Origin of the sequence: Rhodococcus sp. ARP2 (assembly GCF_001029585.1) — a bacterium.
GTDB classification, from domain to species: Bacteria; Actinomycetota; Actinomycetes; order Mycobacteriales; family Mycobacteriaceae; genus Rhodococcus_F; species Rhodococcus_F erythropolis.
In genome coordinates this window covers 180,776-207,661 of record NZ_LEKE01000024.1, presented here as the reverse complement: position 1 = coordinate 207,661, position 26,886 = coordinate 180,776, and the positions used below count along the sequence as shown (strand labels likewise).

Sequence of the window (26,886 nt, the reverse complement as noted above, 5' to 3'; positions counted from 1 at the left end):
GACATGACGTCGAATCTTGATCGATCACAGAACTCGGGTGCAGTGTCGCAGGAGACGGGTGCAGATCCGGCTCCGGAGACGACACCATCGAAGTCCGCGGTGCCCGACGATTCGGGATCTGCGCAAACTGCCGGCAATCGGGGTGGGCAGAACCTGGCCGTGCCCGCTTCCGCCTCCCGTAGGGTGCGCGCTCGGCTTGCTCGGCGCATCACCGGTCAGCGCAACGCCACCATCCGCCCGGTGCTCGAGCCGTTGGTCAGCCTCCACCGTGAGCTGTATCCGAAGGCCGACCTCGCGCTGCTCCAGCGTGCGTACGACGTCGCCGAGGACAGACATTCGAGCCAGCGTCGCAAGTCCGGCGATCCGTACATCACGCATCCGTTGGCCGTCGCAAGCATTCTGGCCGAGTTGGGTATGGACACCACCACCCTCGTCGCAGCCCTGCTGCACGACACCGTCGAGGACACCGGGTACTCACTCGAAGAGTTGACCAAGGACTTCGGTGACGAGGTCGCTCACCTCGTCGACGGAGTCACCAAACTCGACAAGGTCGTTCTGGGCACCGCCGCCGAGGGCGAAACCATCCGCAAGATGATCATCGCGATGGCGCGGGACCCGCGCGTGCTCGTGATCAAGGTTGCGGATCGTCTGCACAACATGCGCACGATGCGATTCCTGCCGCCCGAAAAGCAAGCACGTAAGGCGCGAGAGACTCTCGAAGTCATTGCGCCACTTGCACATCGACTTGGAATGGCGACCGTCAAGTGGGAACTCGAGGATCTCTCGTTCGCTATCCTGCACCCGAAGAAGTATGACGAGATCGTTCGACTGGTCGCCGATCGCGCGCCTTCTCGTGACACCTATCTGGCCAAGGTTCGCGCCGAGATCAACTCGACTCTGTCCGCCTCGCGGATCAACGCCATCGTCGAAGGCCGGCCCAAGCATTACTGGTCGATCTATCAGAAGATGATCGTCAAGGGCCGCGATTTCGACGACATCCATGATCTGGTCGGCGTCCGCATCCTGTGTGAAGAAGTGCGTGACTGTTACGCCGCGGTCGGCGTTGTCCACTCACTGTGGCAGCCGATGGCCGGACGCTTCAAGGACTACATCGCACAGCCGCGCTACGGCGTCTACCAGTCACTGCACACCACCGTCGTGGGACCGGAAGGCAAGCCCCTGGAGGTCCAGATCCGGACCCAGGACATGCACCGGACCGCGGAGTTCGGTATCGCCGCGCACTGGCGGTACAAGGAGACCAAGGGCAAGCACGCGGGCGACATCGCCGAGGTCGACGACATGGCGTGGATGCGTCAGCTACTCGACTGGCAACGTGAAGCGGCCGATCCGGGGGAGTTCCTCGAATCGTTGCGTTACGACCTCGCGGTCAAGGAGATCTTCGTCTTCACGCCGAAGGGTGACGTGATCACGTTGCCTGCCGGATCGACTCCCGTCGATTTCGCGTATGCGGTGCACACCGAGGTCGGGCACCGATGCATCGGTGCCAGGGTCAACGGTCGGTTGGTCGCGCTGGAACGAACTCTCGAAAACGGCGAAGTGGTGGAGGTCTTCACGTCGAAGGCTGCCACCGCCGGGCCGAGCCGAGATTGGCAGACGTTTGTCGTCTCGCCGCGTGCCAAGGCGAAGATCCGGCAGTGGTTCGCGAAGGAACGCCGCGAGGAGGCGCTCGAGTCCGGCAAGGATCAGATCGCGAAGGAAGTCCGCCGCGTGGGACTTCCGTTGCAGCGGTTGATGAATGCCGAATCGATGAGCACGATCGCGCATGAACTTCGCTATCCCGACGTCTCGGCGTTGTACACGGCGGTAGGCGAGAGCCAGGTGTCTGCGCACCACGTCGTGCAGCGACTGGTTGCTCATCTGGGCGGCGTCGGCGCCGTCGAGGAGGAACTGGCCGAGCGTTCGACGCCGTCGACCATGCCGGTGCGCACCCGCAGTACGGGTGACTCCGGAATTCTGGTTCCCGGAGCACCCGGCACGGTGGCAAAACTCGCAAAGTGTTGCACGCCGGTTCCGGGCGATTCGATTCTGGGCTTCGTCACGCGCGGTGGGGCGGTGAGCGTGCACCGTACCGACTGCACCAACGCCAACTCGCTCCACGATCAGTCCGAGCGAATCATCGACGTCGAATGGGCGCCCTCAGCGACGTCGGTGTTCCTGGTCGCGATCCAGATCGAGGCGCTCGATCGTCATCGGTTGCTTTCCGACGTCACCAAGGCGTTGGCCGACGAGAAGGTGAACATCCTGTCGGCCTCGGTCACCACCTCAGGTGACCGAGTGGCGATCAGCAAGTTCACCTTCGAGATGGGCGACCCGAAGCACTTGGGTCATGTGCTCAACGTGGTTCGCAATGTGGAAGGCGTCTACGACGTCTACCGCGTGACCTCTGCTTCGTAAACTGCTGTGCGCCTTTATTAACCGCGGGCGGTTAATAAAGGCGCACAGCAGGGTTAGGCGACTACTGCAGTCTCGATGGTGATCGGGGTGTTGGGTGCGCCGCCACCGGTTGCGCCCATGCCTCCGTCGTCGCCGTCGGCTGCGATCTTCTCGATCGTCGCCAGGCCGGCGTCGTCGATCTTTCCGAAGACCGTGTAGTTGGGCGGCAAGACCGAATCCTCGTAGACGAGGAAGAACTGGCTGCCGTTGCTGCCCGGTGCACCCGAGTTGGCCATTGCGAGCGTGCCGCGAGGGTAGACGGCAGGCAAGGAGAGCGCCGGATCGTTAGCGGAGTACGCAGTGGTCGGGTACTCGTTGTCGAATCCGTAGCCCGGTCCGCCCGTGCCCTTGCCCGAGGGATCGCCGCACTGCAGGATCTGAAGACCGGGTGTGGTGACCAGTCGATGGCACGGGGTGTCGTCGAAATACTTCTGCTCGGTCAAGCTCACGATGCTGTTGACCGTGCATGGGGCTTCTGCCCGGTTCAGTTCCATCCCGATCGGGCCGGCCGTAGTCGTGAGCGCGACGTTGACGGTTCCCTCGGTGGACACGCCCGTGGAGTTCGGCGGATTGACGGTCTTTGCAGCGCCCGCTGCGCTCGGGTACGAGCAGTCGACGGTCGCCGACGCCGGAGTCGGGACAGGCGGGAGTGCGTCGAACTGTGACATGTCGAGCGGCGGCATGGCAGCCGTTGTCGTCTTCGCCTTGGAGGTACTGGACGGCGAGTCCGAGCTACCGGAATCACTGGAACAACCAGCCAGAAGCAGCGCTGCGGCGCTTGCGGCGGCAATAACTACAGGAAAGCGCATCACAGGATTACGTCGCATCAGTCGAGCCTTACTGTCTTGATGTCGGTGGTCAGATTCGGCTTGCCGTCGCCCTCTGGTGTCGATCCGCCGGCCGCGACCTTGTCCAAAGTGGCGAGACCGGTCTCGTCGATCGTGCCGAAAACCGTGTACTGCGGCGGGAGTTGTGAGTCGCCGTAGACGAGGAAGAACTGGCTGCCGTTGCTACCGGGTGCCCCGGTGTTGGCCATCGCAACCGTGCCGCGCGCGTAGGTGACTGGCTCTTGCGCTGCCGGGTCGGTGGTGGCGTACGCCGTGGTGGGGAACTCGTTGTCGAATCCGTAGCCCGGTCCGCCGGTGCCGGTGCCCGACGGGTCACCGCACTGCAGAACCTGGAGCGAGGGGCTCGTCGTCATGCGGTGGCAGGTGGTGTCGTTGAAGTAATCCTGCTGCGCCAAGCTCACGAAGCTGTTGACCGTGCACGGAGACTTCGTTCCGTCGAGCGTGAGCCCGATGTTTCCCTGCGAGGTCTCGACGCTGATGCTCGGCGTCGCGTCCGGCGCGGTGGTGGGAATCCCGTCGGTACGAGGAGGGTTGTTGGCCTTGGACGCGGTAGCGCCGTCAGCCGGGTACGAGCAGGAAACCGTGTCGGCCAGCGGCGTCGACAGACCGGCCGGCATTGCACCCGCAGTCTGTGGCGTGAGGCTCGAATCGTCGGCAGCAGTGTTGGTGGTGTTCGCGTCGTCGTCACTGCGATTGCTGAACCAGATGAGTCCACCGACGACACCGACTACGACGACCACGCCGAGCGCAGTTCCGGCTATCGTCATCTGCTTGCGCTTGCGGGCACGTTCTGCGCGACGTTCGAGCTGACGCTCGAGCTTGCGTTTCGCCGCCTCGCGGCGTTGCTCGTTACTCGGCACTGCTGTAGTCCTCCGTATCGCGGGTGGATCGTGGTCGGCCCGCCGAGCGACACCCTGGGGTCGGCTTCGGCAAGCGGCTCTACTCGTCGTCAGAGTCTCCCATTGCAACCTGAGAACTTACTGGCGGGGCAGCAGCTTAGGCTGTAACCGACAGCGTGTTGTTCGTTTCCACCCTTCGAAGAGGAGTTGCCCCCGTGCTCGTCACTGGTTTTCCGGCCGGGATGTTCCAAACCAACTGCTACATACTCGCTCAGGACGACGCGTGCGAATGCGTAGTCGTCGATCCGGGTCAGGATGCAGCCGAGCCGCTCTTCGAATATCTCGACTCCAAGGACATGTCGGTCAATGCAGTACTTCTGACCCACGGTCACCTCGATCATGTGTGGTCGGCCCGCGAGGTCTGTGAGCGGTACTCCGTGCCCGCCTACATCCATCCCGAGGATCGCTACATGCTCAGCGATCCGGCACGGGGGATCGGCCCGACGATGAAGGAATTCATTCAGGGCATGACGTTCGTGGAGCCGGACGAGGTGATCGAACTGAGCGACGGAGACAAGATCACCGAGGCCGGAATGACGTTCGTCGTGGACCACACGCCCGGGCACACGCAGGGATCGGTGGTGTTCCGCACCCAGGCGAACACCGAGAGCGGGCCCGTGGACTTGGCGTTCACAGGTGACACCCTGTTCCAGGGTTCCATCGGGCGCAGCGACCTGCCAGGCGGAAATCACGAGCAGTTGCTCGCTTCGATCGCCCGCAAGCTACTGGTACTCGGTGACGAGACCGTGGTCCTGCCCGGGCACGGTGGCAACAGTTCGATCGGCGCCGAGCGAAGCTCGAACCCGTTTCTCGTTGGACTCAGCGCACAGAAATAAGGAAAAGTACCTCTCGTGAGTAAAGCCAGCACCTTCTCTGCACCCAAGGGAATTCCGGACTACGTTCCGCCGCAGTCAGCCGAATTCGTCGCCGTTCGTGACGGTTTGACGCGCGCCGCCAGGTTGGCCGGGTACGGCCACATCGAATTGCCGATCTTCGAGGACACCGGCCTGTTCGCGCGCGGTGTCGGCGAGTCGACCGACGTCGTCAGCAAAGAGATGTACACGTTCGCCGATCGCGGTGACCGTTCGGTGACGTTGCGTCCCGAGGGAACCGCCGGTGTCATGCGTGCCGTCATCGAGCACAGCCTCGATCGTGGACAGTTGCCGGTCAAGGTCAGCTACGCGGGCCCGTTCTTCCGCTACGAGCGCCCGCAGGCCGGCCGCTACCGCCAGTTGCAGCAGGTCGGCGTCGAGGCCATCGGGATCGACGACCCCGCGCTCGACGCTGAGGTCATCGCGATCGCCGACGCCGGATTCCGGTCGTTGGGGCTCGACGGCTTCCGCCTCGAAATCACCTCTCTCGGCGATGACACCTGCCGACCGCAGTACCGCGAACTGCTGCAGGAGTTTCTCTTTGCACTTCCGCTCGACGAAGACACACGTCGACGCGCCGAGATCAACCCGCTTCGGGTGCTCGACGACAAGCGCCCAGATGTACGCGAGATGACGGCCGGCGCACCGCTCATGCTCGATCACCTCTCGGAGAGCTGCAAGGCGCACTTCGACGAGGTACTAGCGCACCTCGACGCCTTGGGAGTTCCCTACGTCGTCAACCCGCGCATGGTCCGCGGCCTCGACTACTACACCAAGACGACCTTCGAATTCGTGCACGACGGACTGGGCGCGCAGTCCGGAATCGGTGGTGGTGGTCGTTACGACGGACTGATGGAACAGCTGGGCGGACAGCCGCTCTCGGGGATCGGGTTCGGAATCGGCGTCGACCGCACGGTTCTCGCGCTCGAGGCCGAGGGTAAGTCGGTTGCGCCACCGGCACGTGTCGACGTCTTCTGTGTACCGATGGGAGCCGAGGCGAAGGCGGCACTGGTGAAGATCGCACACCAGTTGCGTGCCAATGGGATTCGCGTCGACCTGGCGTACGGAAATCGTGGCGTCAAGGGCTCGATGAAAGCGGCCGATCGCTCGGGCGCCGCAGTCGCGTTGGTTCTCGGCGAGCGCGAGCTCGAAGAGGGCGTTGTCGTTGTCAAACAATTGGCGACAGGTGAGCAGGAGACGGTGCCGCTCGACCAAGTTGTCGACAAGCTCGGGGATCTCGTTGAGCACTGAGGCTGAACCGGTTTCGCTCGATCTGGTTCCCGTGGCGTTGATCGCGCCGCGGCTGAAGAAGTTCGCCGTTGTTGTTGTGGTCTTCGGTGTGGTCGTCGGGTTGATCGTCAGTGTGTTCTCGACGATGACGGTCGGAGTGATCGTCGGTGCCGTCATCGCGGTTCCGACGTCACTGGCGATTCTGATGACGCTGCGCCGGCATATCACCTTGTATGGCAACAGGATTCGAGCACAAGCTGGTTTTCGCACCAACGACGTCGATGTGGCCGAGGTGCTCACGGCGGCGTTGACGGTGCGATCCGGCCGGATCAGCGAGGTCAGCCTGACACTCGGTGACGGTCGGTCCACCGTGCGAATACCGCTCGCGCTCTACACGGCAGGGGGCGGGCGCGAATTGGAGATCCTTGCACTCCGCAAGCTCGCCGACGCCCTGGCGGCCAGTGAGTTGGTACCGGCTGCCGCGTTGTCCTCGGTGCTGATCGAACAGTTGCGTGCCGAAGCCCGCGGCGCCGGACTGGCCGAGCGTCCGCTCTACCGCGCCGTCGAACTCGTGACGGCGGAGGGACGAGTGCCGAGAACCACACTGACAGACCACGAAGTGGCCGGATTACTCGACTAGCGTGGAAACCGTTCTTACAGCGTTGTAGAACGGACAGTCGTGAAAACGGCAGGTGAGGAGTCGGCAATGAGTATTGCGCCCGTAACCGTCACGGTGACCGGAGCGTCGGGTCAGATCGCCTACGGCATGCTTTTCCGCATAGCTGCGGGGGAGATGCTCGGCGCTGACGTACCGATCAAACTTCGACTGCTCGAGATTCCCGCCGCCGTGTCCGCTGCCGAAGGCGTCGCGATGGAGCTCGAAGACGGCGCATTTCCCTTGCTGAGCTCCATCGACATCACCGACGATCCCGATGTCGCCTTCTCCGGCGCGAACGTCGGGATGCTGGTCGGTGCACGTCCGCGGAGCAAGGGGATGGAGCGCGCCGACTTGCTGAGCGCGAACGGCGCTATTTTCACAGCGCATGGGAAGGCGATCAACAACGCAGCCTCGGACGTCAAGGTGCTGGTCGTCGGAAACCCGGCCAACACCAACGCTCTCATCGCGATGAACAACGCGCCGGATGTACCCGATACTCGGTTCAGTGCGCTGACGCGCCTCGACCACAACCGAGCGATTGCGCAGGTGGTGAAGAAGACCGGCGATCGTGCGTCGTCGGTGCGCAAGGTGTCCGTCTGGGGAAACCATTCGGCGACGCAGTACCCGGACCTGTCCCACGCGACCGTCGCGGGTGAGCCTGCGCTCGCGGTGATCAACGACCGAGACTGGGTGGAGAACGATTTCATCCCGACTGTGCAGGTACGAGGCACCGCCATCATTGCTGCGCGTGGATCGTCCTCTGCGGCAAGTGCGGCCAGCGCGTCGATCGACCACGTCCGTGACTGGGTGATCGGAACGGCCGAAGACGACTGGGTATCCATGGCCGTCTGTTCGGACGGTTCCTACGGGGTGCCCGAAGGATTGATCTCGTCCTTCCCGGTGACCTGTGCCGATGGTGAATTCGCTATCGTTCCGGATCTCGCGATCGACGACTTCTCACGCGAACGGATTGACCTGTCCGTCAGCGAGTTGGAGCAGGAGCGTGCGGCGGTACGGGAGTTGGGCTTCGTTTGAGGTTGTAATGCCGCCCCGGCCGGGGAGTCCCGATCAGAGATCTCGGAACAGGTACTGATCGGGATTCTCGGCACCGAGCACGGGCGGTGACACCATCGGTAGATCGTCGACCATCGAGTTTTCGTCACCGGCGTTGACGAGATACCCCGGAGTAGTGCGTGACGACTCGTCGTCCCGCGTTCCGCGAGGACCGCCGCCCATCATGCCGCCCTGCGATATGCCACTACTGCCGACCGCCGAAGATGGTGCACCCATCGCCGGTGTTCCCACTGGAACCGGTTGAACTGCAGCAACTCCCGCTGCGCCTCTCATCGTTCCACCGGTAGTGCCGCTTCCACCCACCCATGCTCCGCCGGAGCTCGCTGTCGCACTGGGCGACGGCGACCCGCCGGCTGCGAGTGACGTCGACGAATTGCCTGCGCCCCACAGCTTGTCGACGCCGGTCGGAAGTCCGGCGCCTGCCTGCGCTGCCGAGGTCCGAACGGCGTCGGCGCCTGAGTGGGTGGAGAACGGTGCGTCGCCGGCATCGGTCGATCCAGACAGCGGCGATCCAGACAGCGGCGATGCCGACACGGCTGATGCCGCCAGAGGTTGGGCGATCTGACGGGCGGCGTCGACGAGCGCCTCCGGAGTGGCAAGGTTGGCGAGAGCCTCACCGATCGGTGGAGTCGGCACGGGGATCGACCCGGCAAGGGCGTTCATGGCAGCGGTGTGCCCGAGCATTTCCCCGCGAGTCTGTGTCACCGCCGCGACGGCTGCCTGCATGTGTTCGGCTGCGGAGGCAATCAGCATCGCCTGTCCTGGTGGTGTCCACGCGATCGGTGCAGCAGCTGCAACCGTGGTCGCGAAGGACTGCGCGATCGCCGCGAGATTCGCGTTGCCTCGCTGCACCGATTCCGCGGCGGCAGCAGCGGTTTTCGATATCGCGGTTCCGCGTTCGCTCAATTCTGCGCCGCTGTTCTGGGCGGATCGCGACAGTTCGGTCGCGGCTTCACTGCCGGTGCTGTTCCAGGTCTGGCCCACCTCGGCGACCGCGCTTTGGGACAGTCCCATGGCTTGGTCGATGAGAGTGGACGCCTGGTTGAAGATGCCGACGGGATCGACGCCGGCAAAAGTGCCGGTGCCGAGGCTCTTCCCGAGTTCGATCAACGGCGCGAACAGATCTTCGATTCCGGGTAATGCCGGAACCGGTATGCCGGCGACCATCGATTCGACCGTGTTGTTCGGCAATGCCGGGGCCGGAGCACCACCTTGAAGGAATTCGAGGACCGTCGTCGAGTCGTCTTCGGTGTTCATGCGATCGGTGTCGATGCGATCGCTGTTCACGCGGTCACGTCCGTCGATCCAGCGATGCCGGCCAGATCTGACGCGGTTGAAAGATCTGTGGTGTCGTAGGCCTGAGCGGCTGCACTCGCCGTTGCTGCGTTGCCGGCGTAGAAGGTCGCCAGTGCTGCAACATCTTTGGTGTGAGTTGCCTGGGCGCGCGCGAATGCCGCGAGAAACTCGATGCCGACAGGACCGACGGCTGGTGCGACTGCCGCGATGTTGGCGCCCAGATCGACGGCGGCGGCCTGCGCGACGTGTCCTGCAGCTTCGGCCGACGTCGAGCCGTACCTTCGGATGTCGTCAGTGACGACAGTCAATTCGCTCATCGTTACCCCCCAGTTGGTAAGCGTCGTGAGAACTGTAACGGACGGAATCGGCGCCGGAGGGGAGTGGACACGGCTCACCCTGCGCTTTCCGGACAACCTGGACGAAGTGGCAGAGATTACATTCTGATCCGGTGTTGGTATTGCGGGTGCGATCGATTTGGCACACTCGAACCATGCGAACCGCTTCGGACGTCATCCTCCGACTCACGTCCGATCCAGCTCGCTGTGGGCTGGTGATGGATTTCGACGGTGTGCTTGCACCTATCGTCGACGATCCGTCGGCCAGTGCGCTCCTGCCCGGTGCCGAGGAGGTGCTCGCGACTTTGTCGAGGCACTTCGGCGTGGTGGGCTTGCTCTCGGGACGGCCGGCGTCGTTCTTGCGAGAACGACTGAGTCTGGATTCGGTTGTTCTCATGGGTTCCTACGGCGTCGAGACCTGGACGGATAAAGGAATCGAAGTGCTTCCGTCCGTCGCTGCGTTCAGTGATGCCGTCGCCGAAGCAGAAGCCGAACTGCGTCGCCTGTTCGACTCTCAGGCAGTTCCTGGCATCCACGTCGAGAGCAAAGGCCTTGCGGTGGCTGTGCATTGGCGTCGGGCCGCGGATCGAGCGGTCGCGCAGCGCCTGGTGGAAGCAGCGACGACAGAAATCGCGAGCCGGACCGGGTTGCGGCGTGAGCCCGGCAAGTTGGTCGAAGAATTGCGTCCACCCGTTGAGGAGGACAAGGGGACAGGCCTCCTTCGCGCGATCGCCACCGCAGGCGTCGACGTCGTCGCGTACGCGGGCGACGACCGGGGTGACCTACCTGCCTTTGCTGCTGTCCTTGCCTCGGGTGGAGAAGCGTTGGTGGTCAAGGGCGATGACATTGCACCGGAAGTGGCTGCTGTCGACGGCGTCCAGTTCGACGGCCCGCCGGCATTCCTCGATTGGATGAAAGAGCTTGCCGCGCACCTGGAACGCTGACACGTGAGGTCAGTCTGCCAAGAACTCGACCAGTGCGCGGTTGACCTCTTCCGGATTGTCCTGTGTGCATTGATGTCCGACGCCGGTGATCACCACCCGGCGAGTCAGGTCCGGTAGTTGGTCGCTCAGGGCGTCGTAGATTCGATCGAGTTGGCGCGGCATGTCGACCTCTCCCCGCATCAGGAGGGTCTCCTTTCGGGGTGCCGTCTCCACCGGGCAGAGTGACGCGAACCCGCTTGTTCCCAGATCCAGCCAGGTCTGCCGTCCGGCGGCCAGCATGCAGTCGGCAACGTATCTTCGAGTTGCGGGATTTCGACTCGACCACCGGCCACTGTAAAAGGCAAAGGGACCCCACGGGATCCGTCGGTACAAATGCGTGCCGATTTTGATCGCCGAGGCAGCGGCTCCACTCATATCCCGGTGCTGGCCAGGGCTGCCGATCATGACGAGCTTGTCTACTCGATCCGCATGACGATGGGTGAACTCCTGCGCGATGTTTCCGCCGAACGAGTGTCCGACGATGCTTGCGCGATCGATTCCGAGCGAGTCGAGCATGACCTTCACGTCGTCGATCACAGTGTCGAGAGTGGCGCGGTGGCCTTCCTTGAGAATCGACAGCCCTTGACCGCGTAGATCGGGCAGCACCAGGGAATATGCGCCCGCGAGTTCCGCGACCTGGTCGTCGAACATTCGATGATCAACTCCGGCGCCATGCAGGAAGACCACGCATTTCCGATCGAGCGCCGGCGTGCGCCACACACGCATTTCGGTGCCCGGAGTGGAAATAGTCTGGGTTGTCAGAGTCTGCATCGCTGTCCGTTGCCTCAGTTCGTTGCCGAATCAGATGGAAGTGAGCCTATCCTAACTTTTGTGGACCGCGGTTGTGGCAACAAGAAACTGGCCGCACCGGAACATCTCCGGTACGACCAGTCTTGGTGTTAGGTCAGGCGTCGCGCTTGTTGACGACGGCGATGCTGATTCCGAAAACCACCAGCACAAATGCTGCGAAGTAGAACAGGCTTCCCCAAGGGCCCCAATGGAAATTGGTGCTCGAACCCGAAGAGAGGAAGTGGTCGGCGTTGGCGAACGGGAGGAACGGTGTGACGTTTCTACCGAAGGATCCGAACATGCCGAACAGGCTCTCGATGAGCAGCGGCCAGAGCAGGAGCAATGCAATAGCGCCGGCAGATTGCCGGAGGAGTGCTCCGACGGCGATGGCAAGGACAACGCAGAGGAAGGCGAAGATCGGTACGCCGTAGACGGCGCGCCAGGCATCGGCGTTGTCGAGTGCCAGATTGGTGGAACCTTCAGAGCCTGCAGCAGCTTTGGTGATGAATACCGCGCCGAGCATGAGAACGAAGGACAGCGCCGCGCCGAAGGCGCCGATCAGGCCGGCTTTGGCGATCAGGACCGAAGCCCGGCTCGGGATGGCCTGGAAGGTGGTGCGGATGATGCCGAAGCGGTATTCGCTGGTAATCGCGAGGGCCGCCATGATCATCAGGACCATGACGCCGAAGCCGGAAACTCCCAGTCCCGCTTCATTGAACGTGGGGAGGAACTTCTCGAAATCAGGAGTTCCTGATGCGGCTTCGTCGTTGTACGCCTGAATGCTCGAACTCGACGAACGCCCGATCATCCAGGCGACGCCCAACCCTAGGACGATGATTGTGATCGTGCACCACAGCGGCGACTTGGTCGTGGTGATCTTGATACGTTCTGCACTGAGAACAGCCATTACAGTGCACCTCCCATAGCGTGCTGTGTGTTTGTGTGGTGGGCTCCGGCACCCGGATCGATACCGGACGCGTGGTACTGGACATCGTCTCCGGTCAACTTCATGAACGCATCCTCGAGCGATCCCTGCACAGACGCCAACTCGTACAACACGATTCCCTGCGAACCAGCCAAACCACCGATCACATCAGTGGTCGAATCCACCACCACCAACACCGGCTCCGATCCTGAATGCTCCTCGCGGACAGTCAGTCCGTGGGCAGTCAATGCGGCATGGAGAGCGTCCAATTGTGGGCTGCGCACGCGCACCGTCGACTCCGACGAACGATCCACGAACTCCGCCACCGTCGAATCCGAAATCAACCGACCCCGACCGATCACCACCAACTGCTCCGCCGTCAACGCCATCTCCGAGAGAAGGTGACTCGACACCAACACCGTGCGGCCCTCGGCCGCCAACCGCTGCATGAACTTACGAATCCAGACGATGCCCTCCGGATCGAGACCGTTGACCGGCTCGTCGAACAACAGCACCTTCGGATCACCCAACAACGCACCCGCCAACCCGAGACGCTGCGACATACCGAGCGAGAACCCGCCTGCCTTCTTGCCCGCCACCTCGGACAATCCGACCAACCCGAGTACCTCGTCGACGCGGGACTTCGGGATCCCGTTCGAAGCGGCCATCCACTGCAGATGCGCCCGCGCACTGCGATTGGGGTGTACCCACTTCGCATCCAACAACGCGCCGACAGTCCGCAATGGCGTCTTGAGCTCGCGGTACGGCTTGCCGTCGATCAACGCCGCACCCGACGTCGGCTGATCCAAACCCAGGATCATCCGCATCGTCGTCGACTTACCCGCACCGTTGGGGCCCAGAAAGCCCGTCACGATGCCCGGCTTGACGGTGAACGACAAATCGTCCACCGCTTTCGTCGGTCCGTAAACCTTGGTCAATCCCCTCAGTTCAATCATGAGGAGAACTGTGCCCTACGGCGCTGACCAGCACATCGGTCCGGAGGATGACATGGACCCTGAGATGTGGAGACGGCAGTTCAGGGAAAACCCTGTCCTCGACCGGAAGTCGGAACTGCCGCGGCATGAGGGTAGGGCGCGTCGAAGTCGCCGTCGAACAATCGCCAGTAGAAGTCGTTCATTCTCGCAGCGGCGGGCGCGTGCCGGGTCAAGATCGCGGCCACCTCCGGTGCCACATCACCTGGGACATGACCTGTGGCGCATCGTCGTACGTACTGGTTGCGGGCGACTGGTCCGCCGTGTTTCGGTCTCGGCACTCCGCAGACCTCGGTGACCAGCCAGTTGACCAGAAGCATGGCGGCGTAGTCGGCGTCATGGGTGGCATGGCGCCGGACGAAGTCATGTTCGGTAGTCGACAGGTCGAAGTGTGGGGATGTGGCTAGTCCGAAGTCGGTGAGATAGATCCGCTCCATATCTGTGCGCATGTTGCCGAAATGTCCGTCCATGTGCAGCAACTGTCGATCGCGTAAGAACGCCACGATCTCCGAAAACTGTCGCTCGACTTCGGCAGCTTTGGCGGCCGGGTTGTCATGCAGCCAATCCGAGATCGGGTGTGCGACGTACTCGCAGAACAGTACGAGGCTGCACGGCGCAGTGGCGAGTGCTTCGAGGCGGACCCGCGCTTCACTACTGGCGCAGGCGGTGGGAACGGAAGCGATGTCGGCGTGTTCGGGTGCAACCGGCGATCGACCGGGCAGCACCCGCCAGTGGTAAAGCATTGGGAACGACTGTGTTTCGCCGGCCAGAACGGCCTCGGTGACCATGACGTTCGCGGCCAGCTCTCGCCAGGCGTTGAAGCTCGGGCCCCCAATGCCGTACTGGCAGAACGTCGGCAAGTCGAAATGGTTGGAAGTAGAGCCCACGTCGGCGAGTTCCTGTTCGGTCAGTGGGATGCGTTTGGTGAATACCGGAACGCTGTCGAACCCGTTTTCGCAGACACCGACGAGTCCTGCGGCGCCGCCCACGCCTACGCTCGAGACTCGAGCGGTGTCGACCAGTCGGGCCAGTTCGACATCGTTCTGGGAAGACAGGAATGCTGATAGTTTCCGGTGGCGGTCAATCCTGACGTCCGTCATTCCGCGACTGTGCCACAGGCTCGTCCGGCTTCGATTTCGCGGAGCCGTCTGTCGAAGTCACCGATTCTGGCGGTGTCCTCGTAGTAGTCCTCCTGCTCGACGATTCTTCCCCACTTGGTTCGAACGAGAAGCACTGTTCGATTTTGATAGATGACGGCGCCGTCCGGGCCTAGGGCTCGGTCGTCGAATCGGACGAGCAGTGTCATGCGCCAGAGCGGACCACCGAAATACGCTTCGGTCACCGCGCCTTGAAGCCCCGCGTCGACAAATTCCTGGAGAAACGTCTCGATTTGGTCCCGTCCGGCATGCACTCCTGCCCACCGATGATCACCCTCGGCGAATCTGAGCACCGCGTGGTGGTGATAGGAATTCAACAGCGGCCGGTAGTTGCCGGAATTGAGTGCACGGACGTCGCGTCGGAACTTGAAGATGAGTGCTTTGCGCAGAAGTGATCGCGAGACGATCGCCGTTCCGAAGCCCGCCGCGAACCATCGTTTCATCTTCGAAGCTTGTCGTGGCATCGAATGCCCTGTCAACGAAATGCCGGGGTCCGCTGATATCTGACAGAGAATTGGATATTGACAGTGACTGTCACAATAGGTGAGACTCGCATTATCGAGAATGGCCGGATCTCGGCCGAGGCGGGAGGACGTTGCTGATGTCACTACGGGAGAGACAACGGTTGCAGGTGCGAGCAGACATTCAACGTGCGGCATTCGATCTGTTCGCGCGTGACGGTTTCGAGGATGTGACCACCGAGCAGATTGCGGCAGCAGCGGGGGTGTCGGCGAGTACGTACTTCCGGCACGTTCGTAACAAAGAGGATCTGCTGTTGGACCCGGTCAGGCAGGGCGGTGCCGGAATCGTGACACTGCTCGAGGATCGCCCGGCATCTGAGTCGGCTGATCTTGCGATCTCGCGGGCAATCCTCGAGCGTTCCAATGCTTTCGAGTCCGCGGAGATCGATCAGTGGCGAGCAGCGTTCCGCACCGCGCCGCACCTGATGGATCGAGTCGCGCTGATCGCGCCCGAGCATCGTGATCGGTTGGTGGAGTTGGTGGCACAACGAATGCAACTCGATCCTGAAAATGACAGCCGACCAGGACTACTCGTTCACTTGATGTTGGCGGCGGCGGAGTTCGGCTATCGGCAATGGATACGTAACCCCCAGAAGCGTGGGGCATCACTTCCCGTGTGCGTCGAGGGGGCACTCGACGCGGTTCAGGGATCCCGGTGGCGCACGCAGGATGTCGATGACACGAAAGGTCGTGACCAGTGATGAACGAGAACTCTCGAAACTCCGAGCTCTCGGTAGTGGATGTACCAGCGGTGGATGTGATCGTTGTGGGATCGGGGGCTGCCGGCATGTCCGCAGCCATCACTGCAGCCCGCAACGGACTCTCGACAATTCTCGTGGAGAAGTCGGAGTACTGGGGCGGTTCGTCGTCCCGGTCCGGGGGCGGAGTGTGGATTCCGGGAAACTCGATACTTCGCCGCGAGGCGCCGGCGGATGATATCGACTCTGCGCGAACATATCTGAAGAGCATTGTCGGAGAGGATGCAGACAGCGACCGTATCGACACGTATATCGATCGAGGCCCGGAAGCCCTCGATTTCCTGATTCGGCACTCTGCACTCGAGCTCGAATGGGTGAAGGGTTACTCCGACTACTTTCCCGAGGCACCTGGCGGACTTGCAAGCGGCCGCTCGTGCGAGCCGCGCCCGTTCGACGCGCGAGCTCTGGGCGACGATCTCGCGACCCTTCATCCGCCGTACATGAAGGTGCCGCTCAACATGGTTGTCCAACAATCTGATTACCGTTGGCTGAGCACGGGGGTTCGGCATTGGCGGGGGCCGGTGCGAATGCTTCGGGTGGGAATGAGATCCCTGGTCGCGAAGGCTCGGAAGAAGAAGCTGATCGGGCTCGGGCCGGCGCTCATGGCGGAACTGATGCTCGGAGTTCGGGACGCCGGAGTGACGGTCGAGCTCGGGACGAGGCTTGTGGATTTGGTTACCGACAATGATCGTGTCGTGGGTGCGCGACTCGAGTCCGGGGGAGTGCAGAGAACCATGCACGCTCGATGCGGTGTAATCCTCGCGTGCGGCGGGTTCGACAACAACGACGACATGCGAGGCGAGTACCAGCGCCGGCCGAGTAGTGCGCAGTGGACTCTCGGGGCACCGACCAATACCGGAGACGGTATCCGTGCAGCTCTACGCGTCGACGCGGCAATTTCGTACATGGACGACGCGTGGTGGGCCCCGTCGATTCCGCTGCCCAAAGGCCCGTGGTTCGCCTTGGCGGAACGCTCGTTGCCTCGAAGCCTGATGGTCAACGCCAGCGGTCAGCGCTTCATGAACGAGTCGCTTCCCTACGTCGAAGCCGCGCACGCCATGTTCGGCGGAAAGTACGGCCGAGGTGAAGGACCCGCTGAAAACATCCCGGCTTGGCTGATCTTCGATCAGACGTACCGTGACCGTTATCTGTTCGCGGGAGTGCCGGCGCGCAGGCCGATACCTCGGTCGTGGATCGAATCGGGTGCGATCGTGCGAGCTGGATCGATTGCCGAACTCGCTGCCGAGATCGGAGTGCCGGGCGATGCGCTGTCCGCGACCATCACACGATTCAACAGTCACGCGCGCGACGGAGTCGATCGCGACTTCGGCCGTGGGACAAGCAGATACGACCACTACTACGGCGACTGCACCAACAAGCCCAACCCCAGCCTCGGAGAACTCACGAAGGGTCCGTTCTATGCCGCGAAGATGGTGCCCGGAGACCTGGGGACCAAGGGCGGCATCAACACGGACGCTCGCGCGCGAGCGTTGCGCGCCGACGCTTCGGTCATCGACGGGCTCTACGCAGCAGGTAATACCAGCTCGCCGGTCATGGGTCATACCTATGCCGGTCCAGGTGCAACTATCGGTCCCGCAATGGTTTTCGGATATCTGGCCGCGCTCGATGCGGTCGGACGATCCCATGACGGTCGTGAACTCGACACCGAAGGCAGGAATAATGGTTTGGCAGATCGCCGTGGGTAGGGTTCCCTTGAGAGCGTGACCCACCTCAACATCGCCGACGTCGATTACTTCCTTCCTGATGGTCGACAACTGCTCAGCGGTGTCAGCTTTCGGGTCGGAAACGGTGCAAAAACTGCACTGATCGGGCCCAACGGGACTGGTAAGACGACATTGCTTCGCATTGTCGCCGGAGACGCCGTCGCTGACGAGGGAGCTGTCACTCGATCCGGAACACTGGGCGTGATGCGGCAATTCGTCGGCCAGGTTCGCGACGAGTCCACCGTGCGCGATCTTTTGTTGTCCGTCTCTCCGGCGAGGATCCGGGATGCAGCACTGGCGCTCGATACGGCAGAAAACGCGATGATCGAGCGCGACGAGGAATCAACTCAAATGAAATATTCGCACGCGCTGGCCGATTGGGCCGATGTGGGCGGCTACGAGACCGAAGACTTCTGGGACAAGGTCACTACTGCGGCTCTCGGTGTTCCTTATGACCGTGCGAAGTGGCGCGCGGCCAACTCGCTCAGCGGTGGCGAGCAGAAACGGTTGGTTCTCGAAGCACTGTTCGCTGGGCCCGACGACGCACTCCTGCTGGACGAGCCGGACAACTACCTCGATGTTCCGGGCAAGCGATGGCTGGAAAAGACGATCTCGGAATCGTCGAAAGTGGTTTTGTTCGTCAGCCACGACCGCGAACTGATCGCCAACGCGGCCACCCACATCGTGACGCTCGAGCCCGGAATCAGCGGCGCAACGTCGTGGACCCACGGCGCTGGGCTGGCCAGCTACCACCAGGCCCGCGAGGATCGCAACGCTCGATTCGAAGAACTGCGTCGACGCTGGGACGAGGAGCACGCGAAACTGCGTGCCCTGGTTCTGCGATTGCGTGAAAAGGCCAAGTTCAACGACGGCGTCGCTGCGCGGTATCACGCCTCGCAAACCAGGTTGGCGAAGTTCGAGGAGGCAGGGCCACCCGAAGCGATTCCACTTCAGCAGAAGGTGACAGTTCGGCTGGCGGGCGGGCGAACCGCCAAGCGCGCGTTGGTATGTCAGGATCTCGAGCTGACCGGATTGATGAAGCCTTTCGACACCGAGATCTGGTACGGAGATCGGGTTGCCGTGCTGGGCTCCAATGGATCCGGGAAGTCACATTTCCTTCGTCTCTTGGCGGGTGGTGGGACCGATCCGGGGACCGAGCATCTGCCCGTCGAGGCGCTCGACATCGCCCCGGTCGAGCACGGGGGTACTGCGACGCTGGGTGCCCGGGTACGTCCCGGATTGTTTGCGCAGACCCATTCCAGGCCTGATCTGACCGGGAACACGCTGCTCGAGATCCTGCACATGGGCGACGAACACCGAAACGGAATGGGGCGTGAAGCGGCGAGCCGCGCGCTCGACCGATACGGATTGTCCCAAGCAGCCGAACAGAAGTACGACGACCTGTCCGGCGGACAGCAGGCGCGCCTGCAGATTCTGCTCCTCGAGCTTTCCGGCGCCACGATGTTGCTGCTCGACGAGCCGACCGACAACCTCGACCTTCATTCGGCTGACGCGCTCGAACAGGGCATCGCACAGTTTGCCGGCACCGTCATCTCGGTAACCCACGATCGTTGGTTCGCGCGCGGGTTCGACAGGTTCCTGGTATTCGGATCGGACGGGAACGTGTACGAGAGCGAGTCTCCGGTGTGGGACGAGGCCAGGGTCGAACGAGCGCGCTGAGATCGAGCAGCCGCTTGCTACCTGGGGAGTGGCGGCAACTCGTTGATCATCGCGCGCAGGAGGCCCGGATCGCTGCGATCCGATCGAGGTGGGGGACAGCGCGAAAGATCGAGCAGTGTCGGGAAGCCCCACAGAACGCGACCTGGATCCACCCTGTCCACCGCCGAGTACCAGTGGGTGAGCGGCTCGGCGAGCGCCGCGTGAAGCTCGAAATGCCGTCGTCGGCGGCTGGGGTCTCCTTCGCGCTGCAGTCGAAGTTGCTTCGGTGACGGTATCGAGATGACGGTCAGATCCGCGAGACCCAGTTCGAGGCGCGTAAAAGCCGTCTCGACTGCCTCGAGCTCGTACTCGAATCGCTCCCGAGGTGCGGCGCCCACCGCGGCGAGACACCAGCTGTAGTGCAGTTTCAGCGGGTCGCTGTCGCAGAGCGCGATCCCGGTTCTCGATTCGAGTTCTTCCGCTTGCGACCATCGCTTCGAATTGACGGTTGCCCAGTAACTTGCCTGGACGTCGAGATCCGTGCCGTCCGGCTCGCGCCCCGTGGGCTGATACTCGGCGACGAATCCTTCCGCTGCCGTTTGTCCACCGAGTTGGGTTCGGCACCAGGTGGTCTTGCCGGCGGCGCTGGGTCCTTCTACTGCGACGATCACCAGTTCATTCTCCATAATGATTGGGGCGGTTGGTTTTTGCTCGTTGCCAGGACTCTCTTAACATCTGAATGGGGCTGTTTTGCGTTCCGACACGGCCTGTTTCGGTGCGGTGGGTCACAAAATTGCAGTGACGGTTGCCACATAACGGACGGATAACGATCGGTATGGTTGAAGCTCGAATCAACTAGTTGACCTGTGGTTATTTCTTGAATCTCGACTGAATCTGGTACGGCAGTGCCGGAAAACTGCCCCGTGACCAATCCGTGACCATCGCCTACGGTCGTTGACAGCCCGAAACTACCGGGCAAACACCGACCCGCAACTGCGTGCTTCTGCCCCGCGGGTCCGGTACTCCCGAAACCTTCGCGGGGCAGGAGTGAAAAAGACGAGTCGATCGACGAGACGTGAAAGCGTCCGGGCCGACCTCGTCCGCGGTAGCGGAGAGGATTTACCCAATGACCAGCATCACCTTCAAGCGCGCCCTCGGCGCAGTTGCAACCGCAGGCGCAGTCGTCGCAATCCCGCTCGCCATGAGCACCGGCACCGCTTCGGCAGCCGGCCACGACTGGTCCGGAGTCGCAAACTGCGAGTCCTCCGGTAACTGGGCCGCCAACACCGGAAACGGCTTCTACGGCGGACTGCAGTTCACGCAGAGCACCTGGAACGCATTCGGTGGATCGGGCAACGCTGCCAACGCCAGCCAGTCTGAGCAGATCCGTGTCGCCGAGAACGTTCTCGCAGGCCAGGGCGTCGGCGCATGGCCCGTCTGCGGTCAGTACCTGACCACCGGCACCACCGCAGGCAACTACGAGGCCGCAGCAGCCCCCGTCACCGCTGAGGCTTCCGTCGAGTCGGCTCCGGCAGCAAGCACCGGAAGCGGCAACTACGTGGTCAAGGCAGGCGACACCCTGTCGAAGATCGCTGCTGCACACGGCATCTCGCTCGAGAACCTCGCCAGCCAGGTCCCGAACATCAACCTGATCTTCCCGGGACAGTCCCTCTCGGTCTAGTCTCGTGGCCGTTTAGGTCCTCATTGCGTCGAAATTGTCCGGAGCTGATGCAGCCCCGGACAATTTCGACGTTTCTGCGTTCGCAATGAGCTCTGCTGCTTCCGTGTGGATGGGATCAAGATCCTGGCGCCACCCCAGAATGTGCAGTGCCGACCCGGCGATGACGGCGGCGTCGGGGATCGGGGTGCCTTCGAGTGCGTCGGCTCGCGCGCTGATCACGCTTTCCACCAGGCGAAACGGAAGCTCGGCCAGGTGAGTTGATGCTGGATCGTCAATCGCGTCGAGCACTGTCTGGGCGAGGGCCCGGTATTGCTCGCGAAGCCGATCGCGATCGGCTCGGAACGACATGAACCTGTCGCTTCTCAGTTCCGGCAAGAGATAGAGGACACCGAGGTTCCACCGTCCGGTGATCAGTTGGGCCGCGTCGATGTACGAAAGCGCGTACAGCTTCACCTCGGGTGAGGTGCCGAGTGGCCTGAGATTCTCCGCGAAGTCGAGCGCCGGAGTCACGGTGTCGGCGAGCAGTGCAACCAGGATGTCGTCCTTGGTGGCGAAATGGTTGTACAGCGACGCCTGACGCATTCCGACTGCTTCGGCGATGTGGCGTGTCGACGTCGCGGCGAAGCCTCGGGTGGTGAACAGTTCAGCGGCTGCATCCAAGATCTCCGCCCGGGCAGTCCCACCCGGGCGTCGGCGAGCGGTCAGGCGGGGTCGTCCGGGGCCGGCGTTGGTCACGCCTTCCATAGTGGCAGGCTCTGGCCTTACATGCGGGGTGGCCGTCGCTGTGAGCATTCGGTCACGTGCTCGAAACGTACTCAACGAGCCTGTTACAGAATCAGGCGAATCGTATACGCGGGCGTCACCTGCGGCGAGTGGATTTCGCGAAAACTATCAATCGACAGTTATTCGCCTCTGAATCGCTTCGCCGAAGGAGTACGCCGTTGAGTGCAACCACCCCGGCTGCGCAGCCCACCACCGCATCCGCACTCGCCTCTTCGCCTCACGACGACGGTGACCTCGCGGAGTTCGGCTACGAGCAGCAGCTGCATCGATCGCTGGGAAAGTTCGCGTCGTTCGCCGCGGGCTTCTCCTTCGTTTCCATCCTGACCACGATCTTTCAATTGTTCGGCCTCGGTTTCGGTTTCGCGGGTCCGGCGTTCTTCTGGACCTGGCCCGTCGTATTCATCGGTCAGTTCATGGTGGCCCTCAACTTTGCGGAACTTGCTGCCAGATATCCGATTTCGGGTGCCATCTACCAGTGGTCGCGGCGGATGGGTGGTGAAATCGTCGGCTGGTTCGCGGGTTGGTTCATGATTCTCGCTCAGATCGTCACCGCGTCGGCCGCCGCGATCGCCTTGCAGGTCGTGCTCCCGAATGTGTGGAGCGGGTTCCAGATCATCGGTGAGGACAGTGCACTCACCTCCTCGAGCGGTGCTGCCAATGCCGTGCTGCTCGGATCGGTACTTCTGGTTCTGACCACCTTCATCAACTGCATGGGCGTCAACTGGATGTCGCGTATCAACAACATAGGCGTGACCTGCGAAATCGTCGGTGTCATCGCGGTGATCGGGATGTTCTTCACCCACGCTCAGCGCGGACCGGACGTCGTCTTCGACACCGGCAGTGCCGGCGGTCAGCCGGGATACGCCTGGGCGTGGATCATGTCCGGACTGATGGCTGCCTACGTCATGGTCGGCTTCGGTTCGGCAGGCGAACTGGCCGAGGAGACCCGCAACCCCCGACGCGTCGCACCTCGTACGATCCGTCTTGCACTCTCCGCTTCCGCACTCGGCGGCGGCTTGATGATCCTCGGCGCGTTGATGGCAGCGCCCTCACTCACCGACGGACGCCTGGCCACGGAAGGTTTGCCATACGTACTGACCTCTATTCTGAGTTCGCCGTGGGGCACGGTCTTGTTGATCGACGTCTCGATCGCAGTGTTCGTGTGCACCTTGGCCATTCAGACTGCTGCTTCACGGCTGATGTTCTCCATGGCCCGCGACGGGCGGCTTCCTGCCTCGCAGGTACTGGCAAAGGTCAACCCCCGCACCGGAACACCTATCGCGCCGTCCGTCCTCATCGGTCTGGTCTGCATTGCCGTCCTGGCCGTCAACGTAGGCAACTCGGCAATTTTCGCAACCCTGTCCAGCGTATGCATCATCTTGATCTACTTGGCCTACCTCATGGTGACCGTGCCGCTGCTGGTTCAGCGTCTCAAGGGATGGCCTCGCACGGCAGTCGGCCCCAAGTTCGACGCCGAAGGCAAAAAGCTTTTCTCCCTGGGCATCTGGGGAGTTCCGGTCAACATCGCCGCGGTTGTGTACGGCGCGCTGATGGTGATCAACCTGTCCTGGCCACGAGCCGAGATCTTCAACCCCACCGGGGAGTACCCCATTCTGCAGTGGGCCGCGCCCATCACGGTAGCGCTGGTCGTGGGGCTGGGAGTCGCTTGCTTCCCACGTGGCCGCGCCACCCCGAATCCCGTCACGATCGGAGCCTGACCATGAGTACTCAGACCACCGCCGGAGCGCGCGAGCATGCCCGGTCCCAGGCCGGAACAATCACAGACTCCATGCCGGTGTTGCCGGCCACCCGCTGGCCGAACCCGCCCGACGACGTCGCTCCCGAACGTCTGACCTGGGCTGAAACAGTGCCGGGTGGGCGATACACGACCAAGGTTCTCGCCCGAGGAACCCGATTGCGACTTCGCGACATCGTCGGCAGCGCCTGTGCAAACATCTTGCTATACCGCGCCGACGCCCCCTGGGAGCGTCTCAACGTCGCCGATACCGTCAAGGTGCCATGGCAGGCCTATCTCGGTGTCGGGCACCCGTTGCTCTCCGATCAGGGGCGAGTCCTCGCGACGGTGGTCGCCGACACGTCGGGGCACCACGACGCGTTCTGTGGAACGACGTCACGCGCTACCAACGAGGCGAAGTACGGGCAGGGTTCGCTGCACAGTGCCTCACCCGCCGGTCGTGAACTGTTCACCGTCGCTGCCGCGAAGAACGGACTCGGGCCGCAGGACATAGCGCCACCGTTGTCCTTCTTCCATGGTGTCCGCGTCGAGGCGGACGGCGCTCTCACCAGTACGGGTTCCGCCGGCGCCGGCGCGACGGTCGACCTTCTGATCCACCTGCCGGTCATCGTGATGATCGCCAACACCGCGCACCCACTCGATCCGGCGCTGGAGTTTCCCACCACGTCCCTCGAAGTGCTCGCGTGGAACGCGGCCGACGAACTCGGCAGCCTTGACGATCTCGGGCCGGAATACCAACGCGCAGTGCTCAATACCGAAGACGCCTGGACGGCTTCGAACCTGGAGGAGATCGCATGACCACCACCTTGGATGTCCCCGCCCTCGTTCCCGGAACGGTGATCCTCGACGAGATTACTGAAGCGTTCGGGCCGTGGTCCGCAGTTGTACGCGCCGGCGACGTCCTGACCATCGTCGATCTGCACGGAAATCAAGCCGTCGACACACTCGTCTACGCCAGTGACGATCACAGCGTTCGGTACTCGGCAGCAGCGACGGTCACAGCGCAGCAGAATCTGTTTCTGACCACAGGATCCGTGCTCCGCAGTGACGACGGAACTCCACTCATGACCCTGGTCGCGGACGAGGTCGGAAACCACGACACCGTCGGCGGAGCGTGCTCACAGGAATCGAACACCCTGCGATACGGCCACCACACCAAGCATCAGCACGCGTGCGTCGAGAACTTCCTCGTCGAGGGCGCAAAATGGGGGCTCGGTAAGCGGGACCTGGTGTCCAACATCAACTTCTTCATGAACGTCCCGGTCGACCCCGACGGCACACTCGGAATCGTCGACGGACTGTCTGCGCCAGGCAAGCGGCTCGCGTTGCGTGCCGAACGCGACGCGATCGTCCTCGTGTCCAACTGCCCGCAGATCAACAACCCGTGCAACGGCTTCGATCCGACGGCCGTCCGCATGATCGTCACACGGCCGGAGGCAGACGAATGAACGCAAAACTGACCATCGTGCGTCCCGGGATGTTGACGACGGTTCAGGACTATCCAGGGCGCGTCGGGTACTGGCAGATCGGTGTCCCACCGTCGGGCCCGATGGACGACCTGTCGTTTCGGTTGGGAAACACCGCACTCGGAAATCCCGAAGGCGCACCCGGCATCGAATGCGCGATGGCCGGACCTGCGATGACGTTCGACGAGGACACCACGGTGTGCGTCACGGGCGCTCCGGTGTCTGTGACCGTCGACGGCATCGCCCACGGTCAGTGGCGTCCTGTTTTCGTCCCCGCTGGAGCGGTGCTCGACGTCGGGACGCTCAGCGGCCCAGGACTGCGCATCTACGTACTCATACAGGGCGGAATCGAGACCGACGACTATCTCGGCAGTGCGTCGACCTTCACCCTGGGCAGGTTCGGTGGACACGAAGGTAGGACTTTGCGGGCGGGGGACGTTCTCAAACTCGGACAGGCGACCGGCGCAGCGGGAGGTGTTCCCGCCGAGCATGTTCCGGCGATACACACGTGCTGGGAACTTGCGGTGACCGAGGGCCCGCACGGGGCGCCGGAGTTCTTCACCCGCTCCGACATCGACACGCTGTACGCGACCGAGTACGAGGTCCACTTCAACTCCGACCGCACCGGAGTCCGGTTGATCGGTCCGAAACCTGACTGGGCCAGAACCACCGGCGGCGAAGCGGGACTTCACCCTTCGAACATCCACGACAACGCGTATTCGATCGGTGCACTCGACTTCACCGGCGACACGCCCATCCTCCTCGGGCCCGACGGACCGAGCCTCGGCGGCTTCGTCTGCCCGATCACGGTGGTGTCTGCTGATCGCTGGAAGCTTGGACAGTTGGCTCCCGGGAACAAGATTCGCTTCGTGCCGGTCCGCGCCGAACGGGCAGCCTCCCGGCGTGACCTCGGAGTATCGCGTCGAGCGTCCAATTCGGTTGTTCATTCCTCCGGTGGTGACGGCGACGACGGCGTCATAGCTCGCCGTGACGGCGACACCGCGGTCACGTACCGGCGCTCAGGCGATGACAATGTGTTGGTCGAATACGGCGACATGAATCTCGACCTGGCGTTACGTGCGCGTGCACATGCACTGCATCAGCGACTCGAAGCCGAGAAGCCGGCCGGACTACTCGATCTCACCCCGGGAATCCGTAGCCTGCAGGTCTGCGTCGACCCAGACGTGCTGCCCGTCGGCAAACTGATGGGAATGCTCGCCGAGGCGGAGGACACCTTGCCTGCGGCCAACGAACTCGTGGTGCCCAGTCGCACTGTGCGGATGCCACTGTCGTGGGACGACCCGGCTACGCGCGAAGCGATCCAGCGGTACATGCACGGAGTGCGTGCGGACGCGCCGTGGTGCCCGTGGAATATCGAGTTCATCCGCCGGATGAACGGTCTCGAATCCGTGAACGACGTGTTCGACACCGTTTTCGGCGCCGAATACATGGTGCTCGGGCTCGGCGACGTCTACCTCGGAGCTCCGGTCGCGACGCCGCTCGACCCACGTCATCGCCTTGTCACGACCAAGTACAACCCCGCCCGCACCTGGACCCCCGAAAACGCCGTCGGGATCGGTGGGGCTTACCTCTGCATCTACGGCATGGAAGGCCCAGGTGGGTACCAGTTCGTCGGACGTACGACGCAGGTGTGGAATCACCGTCACCCCGCGAAGTCGGGCCCGTTCGAGGAGGGCACTCCGTGGTTGCTGCGATTCTTCGACCGGATCTCCTGGTACCTCGTCGAGCCGGAAGAGCTGATGGATCTGCGCGCGGACACTGCGGCCGGCCGCGGCGGGGGAGTCGAGATCGAGGACGGCAGCTTCTCGCTGGCCGAGCATCAGGAGTTCCTTGCGTCGAACTCGCGCTCGATCGAGGAGTTCCGCGCGATGCAGTCCGTCGCTTTCGGAGCCGAGCGTCAGCGCTGGTCCGACGCAGGAGAGTTCGCGCTGCCCGGTTGATGGTCGAGTGAGCACAGTCGTCTTAGAGTGAGCACCGCTTCCAGAGTGTCGGAAGTGGTGCTCAC

General features: G+C 62.8%; 25 protein-coding genes. 14 read left to right on the top strand and 11 right to left on the bottom strand.

Going from position 1 to position 26,886, the window contains the following annotated elements; all coding sequences use genetic code 11:
- Nucleotides 1-3 precede the first annotated feature (3 nt).
- Nucleotides 4-2,415 carry a RelA/SpoT family protein gene (locus ABX74_RS05350; protein ID WP_029255290.1) on the top strand — a complete coding sequence of 804 codons (2,412 nt, stop codon included), beginning with the start codon at nt 4-6 and terminating at the stop codon, nt 2,413-2,415.
- A 53-nt stretch (nt 2,416-2,468) separates the two neighbouring features.
- Here the strand turns inward: ABX74_RS05350 and ABX74_RS05345 are convergent, their stop codons facing one another.
- Nucleotides 2,469-3,281, bottom strand: a complete 813-nt coding sequence (locus ABX74_RS05345) for a peptidylprolyl isomerase (RefSeq protein WP_019748307.1) — start codon at nt 3,279-3,281, stop codon at nt 2,469-2,471.
- Nucleotides 3,281-4,162, bottom strand: a complete 882-nt coding sequence (locus ABX74_RS05340) for a peptidylprolyl isomerase (RefSeq protein WP_047888380.1) — start codon at nt 4,160-4,162, stop codon at nt 3,281-3,283. The genes ABX74_RS05345 and ABX74_RS05340 overlap by 1 nt, the downstream gene beginning before the upstream one ends.
- A 194-nt stretch (nt 4,163-4,356) precedes the next feature.
- On the opposite strand from ABX74_RS05340, the gene ABX74_RS05335 reads away from it, so the two are divergent.
- The 4 genes from ABX74_RS05335 (at nt 4,357) to ABX74_RS05320 (ending at nt 7,996) form a co-directional block, all read left to right on the top strand.
- The gene (locus ABX74_RS05335; protein WP_019748309.1) at nt 4,357-5,037 is read left to right on the top strand and encodes an MBL fold metallo-hydrolase; all 681 of its coding nucleotides are present in this window, start codon (nt 4,357-4,359) and stop codon (nt 5,035-5,037) included.
- 15 nt (nt 5,038-5,052) lie between these two features.
- Nucleotides 5,053-6,324 carry a histidine--tRNA ligase gene (gene hisS, locus ABX74_RS05330; RefSeq protein ID WP_019748310.1) on the top strand — a complete coding sequence of 424 codons (1,272 nt, stop codon included), beginning with the start codon at nt 5,053-5,055 and terminating at the stop codon, nt 6,322-6,324.
- A complete protein-coding gene (locus tag ABX74_RS05325) occupies nt 6,314-6,943 on the top strand; it encodes a hypothetical protein (RefSeq protein WP_047888379.1) in 630 nt (209 codons plus the stop codon). The genes hisS and ABX74_RS05325 overlap by 11 nt, the downstream gene beginning before the upstream one ends.
- A 66-nt stretch (nt 6,944-7,009) precedes the next feature.
- Complete coding sequence (locus tag ABX74_RS05320) at nt 7,010-7,996, top strand: malate dehydrogenase (protein ID WP_047888378.1); 987 nt, start codon at nt 7,010-7,012, stop codon at nt 7,994-7,996.
- A gap of 33 nt (nt 7,997-8,029) precedes the next feature.
- Here ABX74_RS05320 and ABX74_RS05315 read toward each other — a convergent pair whose 3' ends face one another.
- Both ABX74_RS05315 and ABX74_RS05310 read right to left on the bottom strand, forming a co-directional pair.
- The gene (locus tag ABX74_RS05315) at nt 8,030-9,322 is read right to left on the bottom strand and encodes a hypothetical protein (protein WP_047888377.1); all 1,293 of its coding nucleotides are present in this window, start codon (nt 9,320-9,322) and stop codon (nt 8,030-8,032) included.
- The gene (locus ABX74_RS05310) at nt 9,319-9,648 is read right to left on the bottom strand and encodes a type VII secretion target (protein WP_047888376.1); all 330 of its coding nucleotides are present in this window, start codon (nt 9,646-9,648) and stop codon (nt 9,319-9,321) included. Before ABX74_RS05310 ends, ABX74_RS05315 begins: the two co-directional genes overlap by 4 nt.
- Before the next feature lie 173 nt (nt 9,649-9,821).
- On the opposite strand from ABX74_RS05310, the gene otsB reads away from it, so the two are divergent.
- Nucleotides 9,822-10,610, top strand: a complete 789-nt coding sequence (otsB, locus tag ABX74_RS05305; protein WP_223257838.1) for a trehalose-phosphatase — start codon at nt 9,822-9,824, stop codon at nt 10,608-10,610.
- A gap of 9 nt (nt 10,611-10,619) precedes the next feature.
- On the opposite strand, the gene ABX74_RS29645 is transcribed toward otsB, so the two are convergent.
- The 5 genes from ABX74_RS29645 to ABX74_RS30565 all read right to left on the bottom strand — a co-directional run bounded on the left by ABX74_RS29645 (nt 10,620) and on the right by ABX74_RS30565 (nt 14,955).
- Nucleotides 10,620-11,420 carry an alpha/beta fold hydrolase gene (locus tag ABX74_RS29645; RefSeq protein ID WP_053061980.1) on the bottom strand — a complete coding sequence of 267 codons (801 nt, stop codon included), beginning with the start codon at nt 11,418-11,420 and terminating at the stop codon, nt 10,620-10,622.
- A gap of 133 nt (nt 11,421-11,553) precedes the next feature.
- Nucleotides 11,554-12,345, bottom strand: coding sequence for an ABC transporter permease (locus ABX74_RS05295; RefSeq protein WP_019748317.1), 792 nt, complete (start codon nt 12,343-12,345; stop codon nt 11,554-11,556).
- Complete coding sequence (locus ABX74_RS05290) at nt 12,345-13,319, bottom strand: ABC transporter ATP-binding protein (protein ID WP_019748318.1); 975 nt, start codon at nt 13,317-13,319, stop codon at nt 12,345-12,347. Before ABX74_RS05290 ends, ABX74_RS05295 begins: the two co-directional genes overlap by 1 nt.
- A gap of 80 nt (nt 13,320-13,399) precedes the next feature.
- A complete protein-coding gene (locus tag ABX74_RS05285; protein WP_019748319.1) occupies nt 13,400-14,455 on the bottom strand; it encodes a serine/threonine protein kinase in 1,056 nt (351 codons plus the stop codon).
- On the bottom strand, nt 14,452-14,955 hold the full coding sequence (locus tag ABX74_RS30565; protein ID WP_223257837.1) for a hypothetical protein: 504 nt from the start codon (nt 14,953-14,955) through the stop codon (nt 14,452-14,454). Before ABX74_RS30565 ends, ABX74_RS05285 begins: the two co-directional genes overlap by 4 nt.
- A 158-nt stretch (nt 14,956-15,113) precedes the next feature.
- On the opposite strand from ABX74_RS30565, the gene ABX74_RS05275 reads away from it, so the two are divergent.
- From ABX74_RS05275 to ABX74_RS05265, 3 genes are read left to right on the top strand one after another with little or no spacing between them, the layout of a single operon-like run.
- A complete protein-coding gene (locus tag ABX74_RS05275) occupies nt 15,114-15,734 on the top strand; it encodes a TetR/AcrR family transcriptional regulator (protein ID WP_047888415.1) in 621 nt (206 codons plus the stop codon).
- Complete coding sequence (gene kstD, locus ABX74_RS05270) at nt 15,734-17,497, top strand: 3-oxosteroid 1-dehydrogenase (RefSeq protein ID WP_019748322.1); 1,764 nt, start codon at nt 15,734-15,736, stop codon at nt 17,495-17,497. Before ABX74_RS05275 ends, kstD begins: the two co-directional genes overlap by 1 nt.
- Nucleotides 17,498-17,512: 15 nt before the next feature.
- The gene (locus tag ABX74_RS05265; RefSeq protein ID WP_020969548.1) at nt 17,513-19,195 is read left to right on the top strand and encodes an ATP-binding cassette domain-containing protein; all 1,683 of its coding nucleotides are present in this window, start codon (nt 17,513-17,515) and stop codon (nt 19,193-19,195) included.
- 17 nt (nt 19,196-19,212) lie between these two features.
- Here ABX74_RS05265 and ABX74_RS05260 read toward each other — a convergent pair whose 3' ends face one another.
- The gene (locus tag ABX74_RS05260) at nt 19,213-19,860 is read right to left on the bottom strand and encodes a hypothetical protein (protein WP_030245609.1); all 648 of its coding nucleotides are present in this window, start codon (nt 19,858-19,860) and stop codon (nt 19,213-19,215) included.
- A 440-nt stretch (nt 19,861-20,300) separates the two neighbouring features.
- On the opposite strand from ABX74_RS05260, the gene ABX74_RS05255 reads away from it, so the two are divergent.
- Nucleotides 20,301-20,855 carry a transglycosylase family protein gene (locus ABX74_RS05255; protein ID WP_019748325.1) on the top strand — a complete coding sequence of 185 codons (555 nt, stop codon included), beginning with the start codon at nt 20,301-20,303 and terminating at the stop codon, nt 20,853-20,855.
- 12 nt (nt 20,856-20,867) lie between these two features.
- Here the strand turns inward: ABX74_RS05255 and ABX74_RS05250 are convergent, their stop codons facing one another.
- Nucleotides 20,868-21,599 carry a TetR/AcrR family transcriptional regulator gene (locus ABX74_RS05250; protein WP_047888374.1) on the bottom strand — a complete coding sequence of 244 codons (732 nt, stop codon included), beginning with the start codon at nt 21,597-21,599 and terminating at the stop codon, nt 20,868-20,870.
- Nucleotides 21,600-21,796: 197 nt separating this feature from the next.
- Here ABX74_RS05250 and ABX74_RS05245 point away from each other — a divergent pair, with 197 nt between their 5' ends.
- Genes ABX74_RS05245 through ABX74_RS05230 form a run of 4 tightly spaced genes read left to right on the top strand, consistent with a single transcriptional unit; the run spans nt 21,797 to nt 26,821 of the window.
- A complete protein-coding gene (locus ABX74_RS05245; RefSeq protein WP_047888373.1) occupies nt 21,797-23,356 on the top strand; it encodes an amino acid permease in 1,560 nt (519 codons plus the stop codon).
- Between the two features lie 2 nt (nt 23,357-23,358).
- On the top strand, nt 23,359-24,192 hold the full coding sequence (locus ABX74_RS05240) for an urea amidolyase associated protein UAAP1 (protein ID WP_047888372.1): 834 nt from the start codon (nt 23,359-23,361) through the stop codon (nt 24,190-24,192).
- A complete protein-coding gene (locus tag ABX74_RS05235) occupies nt 24,189-24,842 on the top strand; it encodes an urea amidolyase associated protein UAAP2 (protein WP_047888371.1) in 654 nt (217 codons plus the stop codon). Before ABX74_RS05240 ends, ABX74_RS05235 begins: the two co-directional genes overlap by 4 nt.
- A complete protein-coding gene (locus ABX74_RS05230) occupies nt 24,839-26,821 on the top strand; it encodes a 5-oxoprolinase/urea amidolyase family protein (RefSeq protein WP_047888370.1) in 1,983 nt (660 codons plus the stop codon). Before ABX74_RS05235 ends, ABX74_RS05230 begins: the two co-directional genes overlap by 4 nt.
- The last annotated feature ends 65 nt before the right edge of the window (nt 26,822-26,886 follow it).